Origin of the sequence: Pseudomonas sp. B7 (assembly GCF_016735645.1) — a bacterium.
Taxonomy (GTDB): Bacteria; Pseudomonadota; Gammaproteobacteria; order Pseudomonadales; family Pseudomonadaceae; genus Aquipseudomonas; species Aquipseudomonas glycinae.
Genome location: NZ_JAERRE010000001.1, coordinates 263,072 through 281,285, shown reverse-complemented (window position 1 = coordinate 281,285; position 18,214 = coordinate 263,072). Strand labels below are relative to the sequence as shown.

Annotated in this window: 20 protein-coding genes; 15 read left to right on the top strand and 5 right to left on the bottom strand. The window is 60.3% G+C overall.

The annotated features are described in order from the left end of the window. The first annotated feature begins 54 nt into the window (after nucleotides 1–54). Nucleotides 55–858 carry an IclR family transcriptional regulator gene (locus JKA62_RS01370; RefSeq protein WP_007950852.1) on the top strand — a complete coding sequence of 268 codons (804 nt, stop codon included), beginning with the start codon at nucleotides 55–57 and terminating at the stop codon, nucleotides 856–858. A 4-nt stretch (nucleotides 859–862) separates the two neighbouring features. Here JKA62_RS01370 and JKA62_RS01365 read toward each other — a convergent pair whose 3' ends face one another. Continuing rightward, nucleotides 863–1,915 carry an NAD(P)-dependent alcohol dehydrogenase gene (locus JKA62_RS01365; protein ID WP_011335405.1) on the bottom strand — a complete coding sequence of 351 codons (1,053 nt, stop codon included), beginning with the start codon at nucleotides 1,913–1,915 and terminating at the stop codon, nucleotides 863–865. A gap of 191 nt (nucleotides 1,916–2,106) precedes the next feature. On the opposite strand from JKA62_RS01365, the gene JKA62_RS01360 reads away from it, so the two are divergent. Then, nucleotides 2,107–2,997: an AraC family transcriptional regulator gene (locus JKA62_RS01360; protein ID WP_201815861.1), complete on the top strand. Its 891-nt coding sequence runs from the start codon at nucleotides 2,107–2,109 to the stop codon at nucleotides 2,995–2,997. 66 nt (nucleotides 2,998–3,063) lie between these two features. On the opposite strand, the gene JKA62_RS01355 is transcribed toward JKA62_RS01360, so the two are convergent. After that, nucleotides 3,064–4,728 carry an electron transfer flavoprotein-ubiquinone oxidoreductase gene (locus JKA62_RS01355; RefSeq protein WP_007950858.1) on the bottom strand — a complete coding sequence of 555 codons (1,665 nt, stop codon included), beginning with the start codon at nucleotides 4,726–4,728 and terminating at the stop codon, nucleotides 3,064–3,066. Between the two features lie 525 nt (nucleotides 4,729–5,253). Here JKA62_RS01355 and JKA62_RS01350 point away from each other — a divergent pair. From JKA62_RS01350 to JKA62_RS01305, 10 genes are all read left to right on the top strand, one after another. Continuing rightward, nucleotides 5,254–6,003 (top strand): electron transfer flavoprotein subunit beta/FixA family protein, encoded by a 750-nt coding sequence (locus JKA62_RS01350; RefSeq protein WP_007950859.1) that lies wholly within the window; start codon nucleotides 5,254–5,256, stop codon nucleotides 6,001–6,003. Between the two features lie 2 nt (nucleotides 6,004–6,005). Continuing rightward, complete coding sequence (locus JKA62_RS01345) at nucleotides 6,006–6,935, top strand: electron transfer flavoprotein subunit alpha/FixB family protein (protein ID WP_011335403.1); 930 nt, start codon at nucleotides 6,006–6,008, stop codon at nucleotides 6,933–6,935. An 80-nt stretch (nucleotides 6,936–7,015) separates the two neighbouring features. Further along, entirely contained in the window at nucleotides 7,016–7,852 is an 837-nt protein-coding gene (locus JKA62_RS01340) for a substrate-binding periplasmic protein (RefSeq protein ID WP_201815860.1), read from the top strand. Between the two features lie 9 nt (nucleotides 7,853–7,861). After that, nucleotides 7,862–8,218, top strand: coding sequence for a DUF4398 domain-containing protein (locus JKA62_RS01335; protein WP_170929392.1), 357 nt, complete (start codon nucleotides 7,862–7,864; stop codon nucleotides 8,216–8,218). Further along, nucleotides 8,215–9,027: an OmpA family protein gene (locus JKA62_RS01330; protein ID WP_201815859.1), complete on the top strand. Its 813-nt coding sequence runs from the start codon at nucleotides 8,215–8,217 to the stop codon at nucleotides 9,025–9,027. The genes JKA62_RS01335 and JKA62_RS01330 overlap by 4 nt, the downstream gene beginning before the upstream one ends. Before the next feature lie 201 nt (nucleotides 9,028–9,228). Further along, entirely contained in the window at nucleotides 9,229–10,668 is a 1,440-nt protein-coding gene (locus JKA62_RS01325; protein WP_007950868.1) for an aminotransferase-like domain-containing protein, read from the top strand. A gap of 74 nt (nucleotides 10,669–10,742) precedes the next feature. After that, a complete protein-coding gene (locus JKA62_RS01320; RefSeq protein ID WP_011335399.1) occupies nucleotides 10,743–11,222 on the top strand; it encodes a hypothetical protein in 480 nt (159 codons plus the stop codon). A gap of 166 nt (nucleotides 11,223–11,388) precedes the next feature. Beyond that, complete coding sequence (locus JKA62_RS01315) at nucleotides 11,389–11,643, top strand: YkgJ family cysteine cluster protein (protein ID WP_007950870.1); 255 nt, start codon at nucleotides 11,389–11,391, stop codon at nucleotides 11,641–11,643. Between the two features lie 41 nt (nucleotides 11,644–11,684). Beyond that, complete coding sequence (locus JKA62_RS01310; protein ID WP_011335398.1) at nucleotides 11,685–12,290, top strand: START domain-containing protein; 606 nt, start codon at nucleotides 11,685–11,687, stop codon at nucleotides 12,288–12,290. 314 nt (nucleotides 12,291–12,604) lie between these two features. Continuing rightward, on the top strand, nucleotides 12,605–14,698 hold the full coding sequence (locus JKA62_RS01305; RefSeq protein WP_201815858.1) for an LTA synthase family protein: 2,094 nt from the start codon (nucleotides 12,605–12,607) through the stop codon (nucleotides 14,696–14,698). A gap of 60 nt (nucleotides 14,699–14,758) precedes the next feature. On the opposite strand, the gene JKA62_RS01300 is transcribed toward JKA62_RS01305, so the two are convergent. Continuing rightward, entirely contained in the window at nucleotides 14,759–14,917 is a 159-nt protein-coding gene (locus JKA62_RS01300) for a DUF3309 family protein (protein WP_169432680.1), read from the bottom strand. A 256-nt stretch (nucleotides 14,918–15,173) separates the two neighbouring features. Here JKA62_RS01300 and JKA62_RS01295 point away from each other — a divergent pair, with 256 nt between their 5' ends. The 3 genes from JKA62_RS01295 to csrA all read left to right on the top strand — a co-directional run bounded on the left by JKA62_RS01295 (nucleotide 15,174) and on the right by csrA (nucleotide 16,708). Then, nucleotides 15,174–15,989 (top strand): SDR family oxidoreductase, encoded by an 816-nt coding sequence (locus tag JKA62_RS01295; RefSeq protein ID WP_201815857.1) that lies wholly within the window; start codon nucleotides 15,174–15,176, stop codon nucleotides 15,987–15,989. Nucleotides 15,990–16,053: 64 nt separating this feature from the next. Further along, nucleotides 16,054–16,386, top strand: a complete 333-nt coding sequence (locus JKA62_RS01290; protein WP_197869157.1) for a YnfA family protein — start codon at nucleotides 16,054–16,056, stop codon at nucleotides 16,384–16,386. A 136-nt stretch (nucleotides 16,387–16,522) separates the two neighbouring features. After that, entirely contained in the window at nucleotides 16,523–16,708 is a 186-nt protein-coding gene (gene csrA / locus JKA62_RS01285) for a carbon storage regulator CsrA (RefSeq protein ID WP_201815855.1), read from the top strand. Nucleotides 16,709–16,714: 6 nt separating this feature from the next. On the opposite strand, the gene JKA62_RS01280 is transcribed toward csrA, so the two are convergent. Beyond that, nucleotides 16,715–16,942 (bottom strand): YheU family protein, encoded by a 228-nt coding sequence (locus JKA62_RS01280; RefSeq protein WP_003192759.1) that lies wholly within the window; start codon nucleotides 16,940–16,942, stop codon nucleotides 16,715–16,717. Nucleotides 16,943–17,001: 59 nt separating this feature from the next. After that, nucleotides 17,002–18,192 carry an osmoprotectant NAGGN system M42 family peptidase gene (locus tag JKA62_RS01275; RefSeq protein WP_007950879.1) on the bottom strand — a complete coding sequence of 397 codons (1,191 nt, stop codon included), beginning with the start codon at nucleotides 18,190–18,192 and terminating at the stop codon, nucleotides 17,002–17,004. Between the last annotated feature and the right edge of the window lie 22 nt (nucleotides 18,193–18,214).

Sequence of the window (18,214 nt, the reverse complement as noted above, 5' to 3'; positions counted from 1 at the left end):
ATGTCGGGCGACCATAATGCCGCCCGTTCCCTCGCTCAACGCTAAAGGCTGGATATGCAGGAAGACGCCCCGAAAACCGCCAAGGACGCCGCGCCGACCGGCACCCAGACCCTGCTTCGCGGGTTGGGTGTGGTGCAGGCCGTCGCCAGTGGCGCCCGCGATCTCAAAGAGATCGCCCGCCTGATCGGCACCACGCGCAGCACCACCCATCGTCTGGCCAGTTGTCTGGTGGACGAACGTTACCTGCGCGTCGTGCCGCAAGTCGGTTATCTGCTGGGGCCGAAGCTGATCGAACTGGGTTTCCAGGCGCGCGAAGAGTTACCGCTGGTGACCCTGGCCGGGCCGTATCTTGACGAGTTGTCGGCGCTGACCGGCGACACCGTTCACCTGGGCATTCGTGAAGGCGACGAGGTGCTTTATTTGCTGAAGAATCCGGGGCGCAACGGCCCGGAAATGCGCTCGCGGGTCGGCCATCGCATGCCGCTGGCGCGAACCGGGATCGGCAAGGCGCTGATGCTGGATGACGCACCGCAGGACTGGCAGCGTCTGTACGACATCAGCCTGCCGGCGGGTGGGAAAAGTCAGTTCTGGCCGCAGCACCCTCAGCAGTCGTGGGAACAGCTGGAGCAGCGGATGACCGAATACGTGGCCGGCGGCTACGCGTTCGATCTGGAAGACAACGAGCCGTCGATCCGCTGCGTCGCGGCGCCGATCCGCGACGCGAGCAAACGCATCGTCGCGGCGATCAGCATCGCCAGCACCGTGCCGTACATGCCGCTGGAAAAAATGGCCGAGCTGATTCCCCTGATCAAAGGGGTCACGGCCCGGCTCTCGGCGGAGCTTGGCTTGAAGGTCTGAGGCATCAGAGCTTCAGAGTCGCCATATCGATCACGAAGCGGTACTTCACATCGCCAGCGATCATGCGGGCGTAGGCCTCGTTGATCTGGCGGATGTCGAGCATTTCGATGTCGCAGCTGATGTTGTGCTCGGCGCAGAAATCCAGCACTTCCTGGGTTTCGGCGACGCCACCGATCAGCGAACCTGCGAGCACGCGACGACCCAGCACCAGTTTCGCGGCGTGGACCGGCGGATCGATCGGTTCGATCAGACCCACCAGAATGTGCACGCCGTCGAAGCGCAGGGTGTCGAGGTACGGGTTCAGATCGTGCTGCACCGGAATGGTGTCCAGCAGGAAGTCGAAACGACCGGCAGCGGCTTTCATCTGCTCTTCGTCGGTGGAGACGATGACGTGATCGGCACCCTGACGACGACCTTCTTCGGCCTTGCTTGCCGAACGAGTGAACAGCGTCACTTCGGCGCCCATGGCCTTGGCGAACTTGATGCCCATGTGGCCGAGGCCGCCCATGCCGAGAATCCCGACCTTGTCGCCGGCCTTCACGCCGTAGTGCTTGAGCGGCGAGTAAGTGGTGATGCCGGCGCAGAGAATCGGCGCGGCAGCCGCCAGATCCAGCTTCTCGGGAATGCGCACCACGAAGTGCTCGCTGACCACGATGCTGTCCGAATAACCGCCCATGGTGTTGCTGCCATCGACCCGGTCGGGGGTGGCATAGGTCATGGTCGGTCCTTCGAGGCAGTATTGCTCAAGGTTCGACTGGCAGGCTTCGCAGGTGCGGCAGGAGTCGACCATGCAACCGACGCCGACCAGGTCGCCTACTTTGTGTTTAGTGACATTCGCACCGACGGCGGTGACTTTTCCGACGATCTCGTGGCCGGGCATCAACGGGTAAACGGCGATGCCCCATTCGTTGCGCGCCTGGTGGATGTCGGAGTGGCAGACGCCGCAGTACAGGATCTCGATGGCGACGTCGTCGGCCCGTGGGCTGCGGCGTTCGAACTTCATCGGGGCGAGGGGGGTGGTGGCCGTTTGAGCGGCATAGCCGATGGCGGTGTACATGTGAAACCTCGCAAAAGCAGTGACAGGTGAGGCGGCGCATTCTGGGCGCCGTCCGGTCGTCCGGCCATGGCGATTCCTCCGGGTGTCATGCCTAATCCTCCGGCATGCGGGGTTGATCGGCCGCATTGGCAAAAGGATCTGCGATGATGCTTTTATCCCTTTTTCCGTGATTTTTTCTGAAGAGCCACCCGATGCAATTGACCCGTCACCTTGATGCCAACGCCACCCTGGTTTCGCTGATCGAACCGCTGGCGCTGCGCGATGGTTACAGCCAGACCGGGCTGCCAGGCGTGCAGGTGTTGCGCGCCAGTTGCGACGTCGCCCGTGGCCCGCACATTTATGAGCCGAGCCTGATGATCATCGCCCAGGGCAGCAAACTGGCGTATCTGGGGCCGCGCACCATGGAATACGGCGCCGGGCATTACCTGATTCAGGCTTTGCCGGTGCCCTTTGAGTGCGAGACCTACGCGTTGCCGGACGCACCGCTGCTTGGCGTATCGGTGGCGATCGACCGGGTGCTGCTCGGTGAACTGGTGCTGGCCATGGGGCTGGCGCCGGGGCGGCATATTCCGGCGCAGACACCTGAGTCGATGACCTCGGTGGTGCTCGACAATGACATGCGTGGTTGTGTCGAACGCTTGCTGCGTTGTCTGCACGATCCGCTGGAATGCCAGATTCTCGGACCGGCGCGGGTGCGAGAGTTATTGTTTGTGGCGTTGCGCGGTCCCCAGGCGGATGTGTTGCGAGCGCTGGTGGAGCAGCAGGGGCAGTTCGCCCGGGTGGCGGCTTCGATCAGTCATCTGCATGCGCATTACACCGAACCGTTGAACGTCGAGACATTGGCCAGTTGCGCGAACATGAGCGTTTCGACCTTTCACGAACACTTCAAACGCAGCACGTTGCTGTCGCCGGTGCAGTACCTGAAGCGTTTGCGCTTGTTGAAGGCGCAGACGTTGTTGATCGCCGAAGGACTGGGGGTGGCGCAGGTGGCGCATCGGGTGGGATACCAGAGCACGTCGCAGTTCAGTCGCGAATACAAACGCTATTTCGAACGCAGTCCGGGGGATGAGCGTGCTGCGTGATTTTCACCAAATCGCGGGGAACAAAAAGGCCCCCGTTTCGGGAGCCTTGATGTTCAGCAATTCGACTTACATGTTTGGATAGGTCGGGCCGCCAGCGCCTTCCGGCGTCACCCAGGTGATGTTCTGCGAAGGATCCTTGATGTCACAGGTCTTGCAGTGCACGCAGTTCTGGGCGTTGATCTGGAAGCGCTTCTCGCCGTCTTCCTTGGTGATCACTTCATACACGCCGGCCGGGCAGTAGCGCTGCGCCGGCTCGTCGTACAGCGGCAGGTTCTTGCTCAGCGGGATGGTCGGATCGGTCAGTTTCAGGTGGCACGGCTGTTCTTCTTCATGGTTGGTACCGGAGATGAACACCGAGCTCAGCTTGTCGAAGCTAATCTTGCCGTCGGGTTTCGGGTAGTCGATCTTCTTGCAGTCGGCCGCGAGCTTGAGGCAGGCGTAGTCCGGCTTGGTGTCGTGCAGGGTGAACGGCAGTTTGCCGCCGAAGATGTTCTGGTCCAGCCAGTTGAAACCGCCGCCGACGATAGCGCCGAACTTGTGGATCGCCGGGCCGAAGTTGCGGCTGGCGAACAGTTCTTCGTAGAGCCAGCTCTTCTTGAAGGCGTCGACGTAGGTGGTCAGCTCTTCCGTGCCGTCCTTTTCAGCGAACAGCGCGTCGGCCACGGATTCAGCGGCGAGCATGCCGGACTTCATCGCGGTGTGGCTGCCTTTGATCTTGGCGAAGTTCAGAGTGCCGAGGTCGCAACCGATCAGTGCGCCGCCCTTGAAGACCATTTTCGGCAGCGAGTTCAGGCCACCCTTGCAGATCGCACGTGCGCCGTAGCTGATGCGCTTGCCGCCTTCCAGATATTGCTTGAGTACCGGGTGATGCTTGAGGCGCTGGAATTCGTCGAACGGCGACAGGTAGGTGTTGCTGTAGGAAAGGTCGACGATCAGACCGACCACCACCTGGTTGTTTTCCAGGTGATAGAGGAAGGAGCCGCCGGTGTTCTCGGTGCCCATGATGTCCATCGGCCAACCGGCGGTGTGCACCACCAGGCCTGGCTGGTGTTTGGCCGGGTCGATTTCCCAGATTTCCTTCAGCCCGATGCCGTAGTGCTGGGCGTCGGCATCGCTGTCCAGGTTATAGCGCTTGATCAGTTGCTTGCCGATGTGGCCACGGCAACCTTCGGCGAACAGCGTGTACTTGCCACGCAGTTCCATGCCCGGGGTGTACAGGCCTTCTTTCGGATGGCCTTCGCGGTCGACGCCGAGGTCGCCGGTGATGATCCCGCGCACCACGCCGTTTTCATCGATCAGCGCTTCCTGAGCGGCGAAGCCCGGGTAGATTTCCACGCCCAGGTTTTCGGCCTGCTGAGCGAGCCAGCGGCACAGGTTGCCGAGGGAGATAATGTAGTTGCCTTCGTTGTGCATGGTCTTGGGCACAAAGAAGTCAGGAATTTTCTGCGCGCTTTCGGCGTTTTTCAGCACGAAGATGTCATCGCGGGTGACTGGCGTGTTCAGCGGGGCGCCGAGTTCTTTCCAGTCCGGGAACAGTTCGTTCAGGGCCCGTGGTTCGAATACGGCACCGGACAGGATGTGTGCGCCGACTTCGGAGCCTTTTTCGACCACGCAGACGCTGATTTCCTTACCGGCTTCGGCGGCCTTCTGCTTCAGACGGCAGGCGGCGGACAGGCCAGCGGGGCCGGCACCGACGATGACCACGTCGAATTCCATGTATTCGCGTTCCACAGGCTATCTCCTACTCAAGGCTCAACAGTTTTTTTTCTAATTTGGAGGTTCGGTGTCGTATCCGTTATTGCCTTTACGTTAACGTCAAGGGTAATAATGGGCAAACCACCTTTCTCTCTAGGCGGCGCATTATATCTACACCACTCCTAGCGTCCAATACAAACGTTTGTTTGAATCGGCTCCAGCCCAGAGAAATCAAAGAAGCGCGGCTTATGACAGGGCATTTTGGCGTATTGACCAGAATGGGCGTTCCGGTCAAGATACGGGCGGTTTTGCGCTCGCCGTAGGCTGAATGGTGGTTTCAAGAGCACCTCTAAAGACAGGGCGTAGGCGGTAACCGGTGATGCGCAGCGCAGGTTCGGCGCGCAGTTTACACACCGCGAAGCGGCATGACTCGTCGGTCACGACTGACGAACGGTCATCCCGTTCAGCCGGCGTTTTTAGAGGTGCCCTTGTGCCCGATGAGCATCAACCGCCAGGTTCGCCTAGGCGACTTTCTTTTCACCGGAGAGTAACGAGGAATCCATGAAGGTTCTTGTAGCTGTCAAACGCGTTGTGGATTACAACGTCAAGGTTCGCGTCAAGGCGGACAATTCCGGCGTAGACCTCGCCAACGTCAAGATGTCGATGAACCCGTTCTGCGAAATCGCAGTGGAAGAAGCCGTACGCCTGAAAGAAAAAGGCGTTGCGACTGAAATCGTCGTCGTCTCCATCGGCCCGTCCACCGCTCAGGAACAGCTGCGTACCGCACTGGCTCTGGGTGCCGACCGCGCCATCCTCGTCGAATCCGCTGAAGACCTGACTTCCCTGGCCGTGGCCAAGCTGCTCAAGGCCGTGGTCGACAAGGAACAGCCTCAGCTGGTGATCCTGGGCAAACAGGCCATCGACAGCGACAACAACCAGACCGGCCAGATGCTCGCTGCACTGAGCGGCTACGGTCAGGGCACTTTCGCCTCGAAAGTCGAAGTCTCCGGCGACAGCGTTGCCGTGACCCGCGAAATCGACGGCGGCGCGCAGACCGTTTCTCTGAAACTGCCAGCGATCGTCACCACCGACCTGCGTTTGAACGAGCCGCGCTACGCGTCCCTGCCAAACATCATGAAAGCCAAGAAGAAGCCTCTCGAGACGCTGACTCCGGACGCTTTGGGCGTTTCCACCGCCTCCACCAACAAGACCCTGAAAGTCGAAGCGCCAGCTGCACGCAGCGCGGGCATCAAGGTCAAGTCGGTGGCTGAACTGGTCGAGAAACTGAAAAACGAAGCGAAGGTAATCTGATCATGACTATCTTGGTAATCGCCGAACACGACAACAAGGTGCTGGCTCCGGCCACCCTGAACACCGTGGCTGCCGCTGCCAAAATCGGCGGCGACATCCACGTTCTGGTTGCCGGCCAGGGCGCTGGCGCCGTGGCTGAAGCCGCTGCGAAAATCGCTGGCGTGAGCAAAGTCCTGAACGCTGACAATGCTGCCTACGCGCATCAGCTGCCGGAAAACGTTGCTCCGCTGGTAGCCGAACTGGGCGCTGGCTACAGCCACATCCTGGCTGCCGCTACTTCCAACGGCAAAAACATCCTGCCGCGCGTTGCCGCCCAGCTGGACGTTGACCAGATCTCCGAGATCATCTCGGTAGAAAGCGCTGACACCTTCAAGCGTCCGATCTACGCCGGTAACGCCATCGCTACCGTGCAATCGACCGCAGCGATCAAAGTGATCACCGTGCGTGCCACCGGTTTCGACCCGGTTGCCGCTGAAGGCGGTTCGGCTGCCGTTGAAGCGGTTGCTGCTGCTCACAACGCCGGCACTTCCAGCTTCGTCAGCGAAGAACTGGCCAAGTCCGATCGTCCTGAGCTGACCGCTGCCAAAATCGTCGTTTCCGGCGGCCGCGGCATGCAGAACGGCGATAACTTCAAACACCTCTACGCGCTCGCCGACAAGCTGGGCGCTGCTGTGGGTGCTTCGCGCGCCGCGGTCGACGCAGGTTTCGTACCGAACGACATGCAGGTCGGTCAGACCGGCAAGATCGTTGCGCCACAGCTGTACATCGCCGTCGGTATCTCCGGCGCGATCCAGCACCTGGCCGGCATGAAAGACTCCAAAGTGATCGTTGCGATCAACAAGGACGAAGAAGCGCCGATCTTCCAGGTGGCCGATTACGGTCTGGTGGCGGATCTGTTCGAAGCCGTACCTGAGCTGGAGAAGCTGGTCTAATCCGGCCGCTTCACTTATAAAGAGCCCGACCTTTTGGTCGGGCTTTTTTTTGTCTGGGATTTGAGTGGGAGCGTTTCGCCATGGATCTGCATCGTCGGTTGGGCTGCTCGTGGTTGCTGGGGCTGGCATTGTTGCCAGGTCTGTCGGTGGCGGCGGGCAAGTGCGAACGGCTGGTCGTCACCGGCAGCCCGGATGCACCGCCGTACCTATGGCAGGATCCGCAAAACCCCAAACAACTGATGGGTGCCAGTGCCGACCTGTTGCAACAGGTGGCCAAGGAGTTGGGGATCAAAGTCGACCTGCTGTACGCCGGCAAGCGTTCACAGGCCCTCGACGAAGTGCGCAGCGGGCGCATGGACATGCTGGCCGACGCGCCGCTGACCTTCAATGAGCTGGAAAACCTCGACTACATTCACCCGCCGTTGCTGGAAAACGATTACCTGGTGTGGACGCGCAAGGGCTCGACGCTGGTTTATACCGAAGCCAGGGATCTGCACGGGCATACCGGCGGCTTGTCGGAAAAGTCTCGAATGACCCCGGCATTCGGCACTTTCGCCGAGCAGCAATTGACCCTGACCCGTACGGCAAACCTGACCCAGGCGTTTCAGAAACTTCTGCTGGGCGAGGTGGAATATGTACTCGCCGGACGCTACTCGGGCATGGCGGCCGCGCAGGCATTGGGCATGGCCAATGACCTGCTGGCCTTTGAACAACCCATCGACCGCCCCGGTCTGTTCCTCGCGGTTTCGCACAACTCGGCCTGCAACGATCCGTGGTTGCGCGGACAGCTGGCCAAAAAGATGACAGAATTGCCCGCGTCCGGCCTGACGGAAGCCGCGCTGCAACGCAACATCGAGCGCTGGAAGGCGCAGCAGCAACAGCCGCCGCAACCACCTGTCAGCGCCCCAAAACAGTAGGGATTCTTAGTGAGTAATCGACTTCTTTTCGCGGCCATGGCCGTTCTGGCCCTGGCCGGTTGCGCCAGCGATCCGGCGCCCAACGAACAAATGCGCCTGACTGAGCAGGCCCTTGAGCAAGCCAAAGCCGTGGGCGCCACCGCCGAAGATGTGCCGGAAATGAAACTGGCAGAAGACAAGTTCAACCGGGCCAAAGGCAGCATGGCGGGTGAGTCCTACAAGAATGCGCGGATGCGCTTCGAACAGGCTGAGCTCGACGCACGTCTGGCGGAAGCCAAAGTGTTGACCCAGAAGAGCGAAGAGCAAGTGAACGTGCTCAACACCCGCATCGTCCGACTGCGCAAGCAACTGGGGGATGCCCAATGAGCCTGAAGTCCAAAACCCTCGGCGCTCTGATCCTCGCCGGTTGCGCCAGCCTGTACGGCTGCGCCGCTCAGCACAGCGAATCCGCATTGCAGCAGGCCAGCACCGACTTCCAGAAGGTCAAGGAAGATTCCAACGTGCTGCGTATCGCGCCGAAAGACGTGATCCGTGCCGGTGAGTCCCTGGCCCGCGCCGATCGTCTGTCGACGTATTGGGGCAGTGGCTCGGACGTGGTGCATTACGCCTACCTGAGCCAGCGGTACAGCGAAATCGCCCGTGAGCACACCAATCAGGTGCTCAACGAAGAACGTGTGGCGAAGCTGGAACTTGAACGCCAGCGCCTGCAACTGGCCCTGCGCGAGTCGAAACTGCTGAGCGTGCAACAGCAGGGCAAATGGCTGGAAGAGCAGATCGTTGCGCTGGCCACCACACAAACTGATCGTGGCCTGGTGATGACCCTGGGCGACGTGCTGTTCGACACCGGCGAAGCCGAGCTGAAAAACTCGGCCAACCGCGTGGTGCTGAAGATCGTGCAGTTTCTGCAACTCAACCCGAAACGCATCGTGCGCATTGAGGGCTACACCGACAGCACCGGCGGCAAGCAGGAAAACCTCAAGCTTTCCCGCGACCGCGCACAGTCGGTGGCCGACGTGTTGACGGACCTGGGCATCGACGAAAAACGCATTCAGGTCGAAGGCTACGGCGATGAATACCCGGTGGACGCGAACGCTTCCGAGCGTGGACGTGCGCAGAACCGTCGGGTGGAAATCGTGTTCTCCGATGAAAAAGGCCAGCTCGGCGCCGCCCGCTAAGGGGGGCGTTACTGGAAAGCCCGGGCTGTCAGGCAGCGCCGGGCTTTTTTACGTCTGTCGATTACCTCACAAAGCAGTACAGATTTAACCGACACAGCACTGTATGGTTGACTAATATGGCAACTGTCCCAGTACACTTCCAAACTGTTCCGGTATTGTTTCACACAAGAATAAAACGCCCGTGAAATCGAGTGCTGCGTCATGACCAATCTCTTGCTCTACCAACGTATTGCTCAACAGCTGGCCGAAGATATCCGCCGTGGCGTCTATCAACCGGGCGAGCGCGTACCTTCGGTGCGCAAGATGAGTTCGCAGCTCAACGTCAGCCATGCCACGGTGTTGCAGGCTTACGCCAACCTTGAGGATCAAGGCCTGATCCGCGCGCGGCCGCAGTCCGGTTACTACGTGCACCAGACTCCCGCACTGACGGCGCCCACGCCGGACATTGCCCGGGTCGAGCGGCCAGGCCTGGTCACCCGCAGCAGTATCATTCAGCAAGTGCTGGTCGAATCCCGTCGTGAAGGCGTGTTTCCGCTGGGTGCGGCGGTGCCGAGTGTCGATTACTTGCCGGTGCGCGCCCTGCATCAGCAACTGGCCAAGGTCACCCGGTTTCATAGTCCCCGGGCGTTCAGCTACATGTTCAGCCCCGGTTTCGAGCCGCTGCGCCGGCAGGTGGCGATTCGCATGCGTGATGCAGGCGTGGTGGTCGACCCTTCGGAAGTGGTGATCACCCACGGCTGCGTCGACGCATTGCAGATGTCCTTGCGAGTGCTGACCCGCCCCGGCGACCTGATCGCCGCCGAATCACCGACCTATTACGGCCTGTTGCAACTGGCCGACCTGCTGGGCCTGAAGGTCATCGAGATTCCCAGCGACCCCGCCACCGGCATGAGTCTCGAAGCCCTGCAACTGGCGGCCAATCAATGGTCGATCAAGGCGCTGGTACTGACCACTCGCCTGAGCAATCCACTCGGCGGCACCATGCCCGAAGAGCGGCAGAAACAGCTGCTGCGCCTGGCCTCGGATTTCGATATCCAGATCGTCGAAGACGACATCTATGGCGAATTGATGTTCGAGCAGGGCCGCACCAAGTCGCTCAAGGCCTACGACCGGCTCGATCGGGTGATCTACTGCTCGAGTTTTTCCAAGACCTTATCGCCCGGTGTGCGTATCGGCTGGATGATCGCCGGCAAGTACCAGCAGGAAATCCAGCGCTTGCAGACCTTCAGCACTCATTCGGCGTGCAGCGTCACCCAAATGGCCATCGCGGCGTACCTGGAAAACGGCGGCTATGACCGGCATTTAAGGTATATCCGCCAGGAATACCGAAAAAATCTCAGCGCGTTCCAGCTGGCAGTCCAGCAGTACTTTCCTGAAGGCACGCAGATGACCCGGCCCACCGGCGGATTCATTCTGTGGGTCAGCCTGCCGGGGCGGGTCAACACCCAGGAATTGCATGTGCGGGCGCTGCAACAGGGCATCAGCATTGCGCCGGGCCTGATCTTCAGCAACACCGAACAGTTCAACCACTGCATCCGGTTGAACTGCGGCATCCCGTGGAATCGCGAGGCGGAACGGGCGCTGATGACCCTCGGCATGTTGGCAACTCAGCTCTGCCAGGAGATGGCCGGCGGATTTTGAAACAATGGCGGAGCTTGTCATGTGACGTCCAACAGGCGAGCATATGGCCCTCTGCCGTCAGCTTCGTTGGGTTCATGAAAGCGAAATTTTCTGCCGCCTGGGTTGTGCTATGCCTGCTGTTGATGGGTCATGTACCCGGTGTTTTGGCGGCTGCAGCGCAGGAAAAGGCGCCGGCCACTGCCAACGCGAAGAAACCGGCGACGACCAAAAAAATCGCTCCAGCGAAAACCACGCATCAGAAAAAGGCTGCTCCGGTCAAGAAGCGCGCACCGGTCGCTACCAAGTCAAAGTCGGCGAAAGAAGTGGCCAAGACGCCATTGCCGTCTGCGAAGCTCGACTTGAGTCTGCCCAGAGACATGGTTCAGGAATTGAAACCCCCCGGCTCCGTGACGCTGCCCAAGCGCGAAGCGATCCTGCCGCAGATGTTCGGTGACAAGAACAGCGGGTTCCAGCTCAATGGACGCTTGCTCAGCAACGAAATGCAGCTGCAACTGCGCAATGAAGAGCGTCGGGAAGTCGAAGGCGCGGCGCTGGATTTCGAGTTCAAGCAATAAATCGTCCCCATCGGTGACCCGCAGACCAGACGCTTTGTCGGAGACTGGTCAGTCACTTTCGTTTCTGCGTAAAAACCCCGGTTCAGGCAATTTAAAACAGCCGTTTAAGCGGTTACCCTGTTCCGTGTCCCTTTAACACATTGCCCGCTGCGAGGAACGCGTCGTCATGAAATGCCGTGAAGGCTGTGGCGCCTGCTGCATTGCCCCTTCCATCAGTTCGCCGATTCCAGGCATGCCCGATGGCAAACCTGCCGGTGAACGCTGCGTTCAGTTGTCGGTCGATAACCTGTGCAATATTTTCGGCCGACCGGAGCGTCCGGCGGTCTGTTCAGGATTCAAGGCCGATCCGGAAGTCTGCGGCAGCAGCCAGGAAGATGCGATCAGACTGCTCGGCTGGTGGGAGCAGATGACGGCGGCGTGATGTGTCAAACGAACGGAACTTCAACAATAAGGAATAAGACTATGGGTTCGCTGCATCGTATCGCTGTGTTGTGTGGTTTGACTGCCGTGCTGGCCACCTCGGCCGCCCAGGCTGAAGACTGGAAAGTCGCCAAGAACGAAGACGGCATCAAAGTCGCCCTGAGCGAAGTGCCGGGTTCGGACTACAAGTCTTATCAGGGCGTGACCGTGATGAAGACCACCATCGCCAAATTGCGCGCCCTGCAGGAAGACGTCTCCGGTGCCTGCGCCTGGATTCACGAGTGCAAGACCCAGAAACTGCTCAAGCACGAAGGTGACCAGAGCTGGACGTACACTCAGTTCAACACCCCATGGCCAGTGACCCCGCGCGATTCCATCCTGCATGTCACCACCGTTGAAGGCGCCGATGGCAGCCTGACCCGTAATCTCGAAGGTTTGCCGAAGTACCTTCCTGAAGAAAAAGGCTTTGTGCGGGTTGCGCAGGTCAAAGGCTTCTGGAAGTTCGTGCCAAAAGGCGATCAGGTTGAAGTGACCTATCAGGTACACACCGAGCCAGGTGGCAGCGTGCCGTCGATGATCGCCAACAAGTTTGTGGTCGACGCACCGTTCAATACCCTGAAAGCCTTGAGAGAACGCGCGGAGAAGTAACTGTCGCGTTCATCTGTAAACGCCCCGAAGACTCGGGGCGTTTTGTTGTGCAGGTTTTATTGTGTTTCCGAATATGCGTTGAACGAAATTTTCACAAACGCTTCAAGACAATTCGCCCGCACTGTTCGCACCTGTATCGATGCAGCATGCCTTGAATGAAAGCGTCCGGCGGCGGGCACTAATCAATGGCAATGCCGTCGGTGATCGTGCAACATTTGCGCTCCGCGCAAGCCCCGGGGCCTGGAATGGCCAACAGAGGGCAGGGCGCAGCCGTATTTTTTGCAACTTCAACTTCCAATGGGTCCTAAAACGACATGGCAAACCCGGACGCCCTGAGTCAGCAGCGATCTTCCAGTCGCCTGCTGCAACCGACCGTCAAATCGCATCTGGCCTACACGCTTCTGTGCGCGCTGGTCATGATGGTGATGTTTTCCGTGCTGCGCCTCGCGCTGCTGGTCTACAACCGCGAGATGATCCTCGACACCCCGGCCTCGACTTTCCTCGAAGCCTTCGCCAACGGCCTGCGTTTCGATGTGCGCCTGGTGGTGTATGTCTGCATTCCGCTGGTGCTGGCGCTGTTCAGTGCCCGGGCCATGGCGGCGCGCGGGTTCTTCCGTCTGTGGCTGACCATCGCTTCGAGCATCGCGCTGTTCCTCGGCCTGATGGAGATGGACTTCTACCGCGAATTCCACCAGCGCCTTAACGGCCTGGTGTTCCAGTACGTGAAGGAAGACCCGAAAACCGTGATGAGCATGCTCTGGTACGGTTTCCCGGTGGTGCGTTACCTGCTGGCGTGGGCCGTGGGCACGCTGATCCTGACCCTGGCGTTCAAGGGCGCCGACCGTCTGACCCGGCCGCGTGGCCCGTTCAGCGGCGGCAACGTCGGCACCCGTCAAGTGGCGCCATGGTATGCGCGTCTGGCGGTGTTCGTGGTGTGCCTGCTGATCTGCGTGGTGGCCGCTCGCGGCACCCTGCGTCAGGGCCCGCCGCTGCGCTGGGGTGACGTGTACACCACCGATTCGAACTTCGCCAACCAGCTCGGCCTCAACGGCACGCTGTCGCTGATCGCGGCAGCCAAGGACCGGATGGGCGAAGATCGTGACAACATCTGGAAAGCCACACTGCCGCAGGATCAGGCGCAGAAAGTGGTGCGCGAGATGCTGGTGATGCCGGACGACAAACTGGTGGATGCCGATATCGCCGCCGTGCGTCGTGAATACACACCGCCTGCCGACAAGACCCTGCCGATCAAGAACGTCGTCGTGATCCTGATGGAAAGCATGGCCGGTCACTCGGTGGGCGCACTGGGCGCGCCGGGCAACATCACGCCGTACCTCGACAAGCTGTCGAAGGAAGGCCTGCTGTTCGACCGTTTCTTCTCCAACGGCACCCACACCCACCAGGGCATGTTTGCCACCATGGCGTGCTTCCCGAACCTGCCGGGTTTCGAATACCTGATGCAGACCCCGGAAGGCAGCCACAAACTGTCCGGCCTGCCGCAGTTGCTCAGCGCTCGTGACTATGACGATGTCTACGTCTACAACGGCGACTTTGCCTGGGACAACCAGTCCGGTTTCTTCAGCAACCAGGGCATGACCAACTTCGTCGGCCGTAACGACTTCGTAAACCCGGTGTTCTCCGATCCGACCTGGGGCGTGTCCGACCAGGACATGTTCGACCGTGGTCTGGTGGAGCTCAAGTCGCGGGAAAACGGCAAGCCGTTCTACGCGCTGCTGCAGACCCTGTCCAACCACACGCCGTACGCCTTGCCGACGCCGCTGCCGGTCGAGCGCGTCACCGATCGTGGCCCGCTCAACGAGCACCTGACCGCCATGCGTTACGCGGACTGGGCGCTGGGCCAGTTCTTCGAGAAGGCCCGCAAAGAGCCGTACTTCAAGGAAACCCTGTTCGTCATCGTCGGCGACCACGGTTTCGGCAACGAGCGTCAGATCACCGAAATGGATCTGGGCCGCTTCAACGTACCGATGCTGATGATCGCACCGGGCATCCAGGAAAAATTCGGTACCCGTGACCACACCGTGGGCACGCAAATCGACATCGTGCCGACCATCATGGGTCGTCTGGGTGGCGAAGTGCGCCATCAGTGCTGGGGCCGCGATCTGCTGAACCTGCCGGCAGGCGACACCGGTTTTGGTGTGATCAAACCGTCGGGCAGCGAGCAGACCACCGCTATCGTTACCGCCGACCAGATTCTGGTGCTGCCGAAAGAGAAGGAAATGGCGCCGAAGATCTACCAGTACCAACTGGGCGCGAACCCTTCTGCCGAAATCATTCCGGACGCCCCGCGTACTGCCGAGCTGAAACTCAAGCTCGAAGCGTTCCTGCAAACGGCCACCAAGAGCCTGATCGACAACACCGCCGGTGTCATAAACGGCAAGCCGGACTGATCATTCGGCGCAATAAAAAAGAGGCCCTCTAGAGGGCCTCTTTTTTTGTCGGTCAAACAGTCATATCCGACCGAGTAACAACAGCACCAGCAGTACAACCAGCACTACGCCGATAATGCCCGAAGGACCATAACCCCAACTTCTGGAGTGCGGGAAGACCGGCAGACCACCGATCAGCAACAGGATCAGGATAATGATAAGAATTGTGCCCATGTCGATTTCCTTGTTGATAGCGTCTGAGAAGTCTTGGTGTTCAAGGGCAGCTGGAAGTTGAACTAAATCCAGCCGGCTTATAAATTCCGACTGGTGCGCATGAAAGAAAATTCAATGTTTTTTTAAGGTATTTGGCTCGCGCTCTTATTTCGTTTGCTGTCGCGGTTTGCTCTCGCCATTCAGCAATCTGATGGAGCGTGGGTCGCCCCGTATCCTTCGCTACACTCCGCGGATCTTCCCCGGAACAACAAGGCTGTCTGCTATGCAAAATCGCATGATGATCACTGGCGCGGGCTCAGGCCTGGGTCGCGAAATCGCGCTGCGCTGGGCGCGTGAAGGCTGGCAACTGGCCTTGTCCGACGTCAGCGAGCCCGGTTTGCAAGAGACCCTGAAGCTGGTTCGCGAGGCCGGCGGCGACGGCTTCATCCAGCGCTGCGACGTGCGCGATTACAGCCAGCTGACCGCGTTTGCCCAGGCTTGCGAAGTGAAACTTGGCGGCATCGACATCATCGTCAACAACGCCGGTGTCGCCTCGGGCGGTTTCTTCAGCGAGCTGTCGCTGGAGGACTGGGACTGGCAGATCGCGATCAACCTGATGGGCGTGGTCAAGGGTTGCAAGGCGTTCCTGCCGCTGCTGGAGCAGAGCAAGGGCAAGATCATCAATATCGCGTCCATGGCCGCGCTGATGCAGGGCCCGGCGATGAGTAACTACAACGTGGCCAAGGCCGGGGTAGTGGCGCTGTCGGAGAGCCTGTTGATCGAACTGGCCCAACAGGAAGTCGGGGTTCATGTGGTCTGCCCGTCGTTCTTCCAGACCAATCTGCTGGATTCTTTCCGTGGCCCGACGCCGGCGATGAAAGCCCAGGTCGGCAAGTTGCTGGAAAGTTCGCCCATCACCGCCAGCGATATTGCCGATTACATCTACAAACAGGTCGCAGCCGGCGAGTTCATGATTCTCCCCCACGAACAAGGGCGCATGGCCTGGGCGCTCAAACAGAAAAATCCGCAGCTGCTGTACAACGAAATGACCGCAATGGCCGAAAAGATGCGCGGCAAGGCCAAACAGAACAACGGCTGAACTTGCCCGGGGTTCGCCGCATCGTTAGGGTGGCCGCAACAGTCACCCTGACGAGATGTCTTGCATGCTCAATTACCTGTGGTTTTTCCTCGCCGCGCTGTTCGAAATCGCCGGCTGTTTCGCGTTCTGGATGTGGTTGCGCCAGGGCAAGAGCGCCTTGTGGGTGATCCCGGCGCTGATCAGCCTGACCCTGTTCGCGCTGCTGTTGACGCGCGTCGAAGCGACCTACGCCGGTCGCGCCTACGCCGCTTATGGCGGCATCTACATCATTGCTTCGATTGGCTGGCTGGCGGTGGTCGAACGCATCCGCCCGTTGGGGTCGGACTGGATCGGTGTGGCGCTGTGTGTGATCGGGGCGAGTGTGATCCTGTTCGGTCCACGATTCACTGCGACTTGAATGGCTGGCTTGAAGGAAATGTCTGAAGGCTTGCGCGCCTTGCTGTGTAGGGAATGACTGAATTGCCCACAGCGCATTGTAGGGCGGTCGAAACCCGCGCATCTTCAAGGCTCGCAAACCTTGAAGGACACCTCCCATGCTTGTACTCAGCCGTGTTGTCGGTGAACTGATTTCCATCGGCGACAACATCACTCTGCGCGTTCTGGCGGTCAACGGCTCCAGCGTGCGGTTCGGCGTCGAAGCGCCGGAGCAGGTCGGCGTGCACCGCGCCGAGGTCTACGAACGGATCCAGCGCAAACAGGCCAGCGGCAAGGCCCGCTGACCGTTTTCAGTCGAACAGGTGCTTGGGCACGTCGTGCTTGAGCATCAACTGGCATTGCTCGCTTTCCGGATCGAAGACAATCAACGCCTGGCCTTTGGTCAGCGCCTGGCGAACCCGCAGTACGCGAGTTTCCAGCGGCGTGTCGTCACCGTTGTCGGTACCGTCGCGGGTGACGAAATCCTCGATCAGGCGGGTGAGGGTGTCGACTTCAAGCGCGTCGTAGGGAATCAGCATGGGCACCTCGGCTAAATCAATGTCGGGATGCTACGGCGAATGATCGCCGAGGGCCAGACTCAACTGTCCGAACGCTGCCCCACCAGGCTGTCCACCGACGGCACACGGGTGTCGCTCTCCATCTGCGTTTCGTGTTCGATCTGATGACTGAAGCGATCCAGTGACCCGGTGGCCGGTTGCGCATCGCTGGCGAACACCGGCGGACTCAGAATGTACGCTCCCAGCAAGCGACTGAGCGCCGCCAGGCTGTCGATGTGCGTGCGCTCGTAGCCGTGGGTCGCGTCGCAGCCGAAGGCGAGCAGGGCGGTGCGAATGTCGTGACCGGCGGTGACCGCCGAGTGGGCGTCACTGAAGTAATAGCGGAACAGGTCGCGGCGCACAGGCAGTTCGTGCTCACCCGCCAGACGCAACAAGTGCCGCGACAAGTGATAGTCGTAGGGCCCGCCGGAATCCTGCATCGCCACGCTCACCGCGTGTTCGCTGGAGTGCTGGCCCGGCGCGACCGGGGCGATGTCGATGCCGACGAATTCGCTGACGTCCCACGGCAACGCCGCCGCTGCGCCGCTGCCGGTTTCTTCGGTGATGGTGAACAGCGGATGGCAGTCGATCATCAGTTCCTGGCCGCTGTCGACGATGGCTTTCAACGCGGCCAGCAGCGCCGCGACGCCGGCCTTGTCGTCCAGGTGACGGGCGCTGATGTGGCCGCTTTCGGTGAACTCCGGCAGCGGATCGAAGGCCACCACGTCGCCGACGCTGATACCCAGCGAATCGCAATCGGCACGGGTCGCGCAGTAGGCGTCCAGACGCAGCTCGACGTGATCCCAACTGATCGGCATCTCGTCCACGGCTGTGTTGAAGGCATGCCCGGACGCCATCAGCGGCAACACGCTGCCGCGAATCACACCGTTGTCGGTGAACAGGCTGACGCGGCTGCCCTCGGCGAATCGGCTCGACCAGCAACCCACCGGCGCCAGGGTCAGACGCCCGTTGTCCTTCACCGCGCGCACGGCGGCGCCGATGGTGTCCAGGTGCGCCGAGACCGCACGGTCGGGGCTGTTTTTCTTGCCTTTAAGGGTGGCGCGGATCGTGCCGCGACGGGTCATCTCGAAGGGAATGCCGAGTTCTTCCAGACGCTCGGCGACGTAGCGCACGATGGTGTCGGTGAACCCGGTCGGGCTCGGGATGGCGAGCATTTCCAGCAGGACTTTCTGCAGGTAGTTCAGATCCGGTTCGGGAATTTGGGTGGTCATGGAAACTCCTGTTGCGGGGCGT

What these genes read in the sequence shown, in the direction of transcription:
- JKA62_RS01275 (WP_007950879.1), bottom strand. Translation starts at nt 18,192, where the DNA reads ATGACCACCCAAATTCCCGAACCGGATCTGAACTACCTGCAGAAAGTC.
- JKA62_RS01345 (WP_011335403.1), top strand. Translation starts at nt 6,006, where the DNA reads ATGACTATCTTGGTAATCGCCGAACACGACAACAAGGTGCTGGCTCCG.
- JKA62_RS01360 (WP_201815861.1), top strand. Translation starts at nt 2,107, where the DNA reads ATGCAATTGACCCGTCACCTTGATGCCAACGCCACCCTGGTTTCGCTG.
- JKA62_RS01320 (WP_011335399.1), top strand. Translation starts at nt 10,743, where the DNA reads ATGAAAGCGAAATTTTCTGCCGCCTGGGTTGTGCTATGCCTGCTGTTG.
- JKA62_RS01325 (WP_007950868.1), top strand. Translation starts at nt 9,229, where the DNA reads ATGACCAATCTCTTGCTCTACCAACGTATTGCTCAACAGCTGGCCGAA.
- JKA62_RS01330 (WP_201815859.1), top strand. Translation starts at nt 8,215, where the DNA reads ATGAGCCTGAAGTCCAAAACCCTCGGCGCTCTGATCCTCGCCGGTTGC.
- JKA62_RS01365 (WP_011335405.1), bottom strand. Translation starts at nt 1,915, where the DNA reads ATGTACACCGCCATCGGCTATGCCGCTCAAACGGCCACCACCCCCCTC.
- JKA62_RS01310 (WP_011335398.1), top strand. Translation starts at nt 11,685, where the DNA reads ATGGGTTCGCTGCATCGTATCGCTGTGTTGTGTGGTTTGACTGCCGTG.
- JKA62_RS01370 (WP_007950852.1), top strand. Translation starts at nt 55, where the DNA reads ATGCAGGAAGACGCCCCGAAAACCGCCAAGGACGCCGCGCCGACCGGC.
- csrA (WP_201815855.1), top strand. Translation starts at nt 16,523, where the DNA reads ATGCTTGTACTCAGCCGTGTTGTCGGTGAACTGATTTCCATCGGCGAC.
- JKA62_RS01305 (WP_201815858.1), top strand. Translation starts at nt 12,605, where the DNA reads ATGGCAAACCCGGACGCCCTGAGTCAGCAGCGATCTTCCAGTCGCCTG.
- JKA62_RS01295 (WP_201815857.1), top strand. Translation starts at nt 15,174, where the DNA reads ATGCAAAATCGCATGATGATCACTGGCGCGGGCTCAGGCCTGGGTCGC.
- JKA62_RS01290 (WP_197869157.1), top strand. Translation starts at nt 16,054, where the DNA reads ATGCTCAATTACCTGTGGTTTTTCCTCGCCGCGCTGTTCGAAATCGCC.
- JKA62_RS01280 (WP_003192759.1), bottom strand. Translation starts at nt 16,942, where the DNA reads ATGCTGATTCCCTACGACGCGCTTGAAGTCGACACCCTCACCCGCCTG.
- JKA62_RS01315 (WP_007950870.1), top strand. Translation starts at nt 11,389, where the DNA reads ATGAAATGCCGTGAAGGCTGTGGCGCCTGCTGCATTGCCCCTTCCATC.
- JKA62_RS01340 (WP_201815860.1), top strand. Translation starts at nt 7,016, where the DNA reads ATGGATCTGCATCGTCGGTTGGGCTGCTCGTGGTTGCTGGGGCTGGCA.
- JKA62_RS01350 (WP_007950859.1), top strand. Translation starts at nt 5,254, where the DNA reads ATGAAGGTTCTTGTAGCTGTCAAACGCGTTGTGGATTACAACGTCAAG.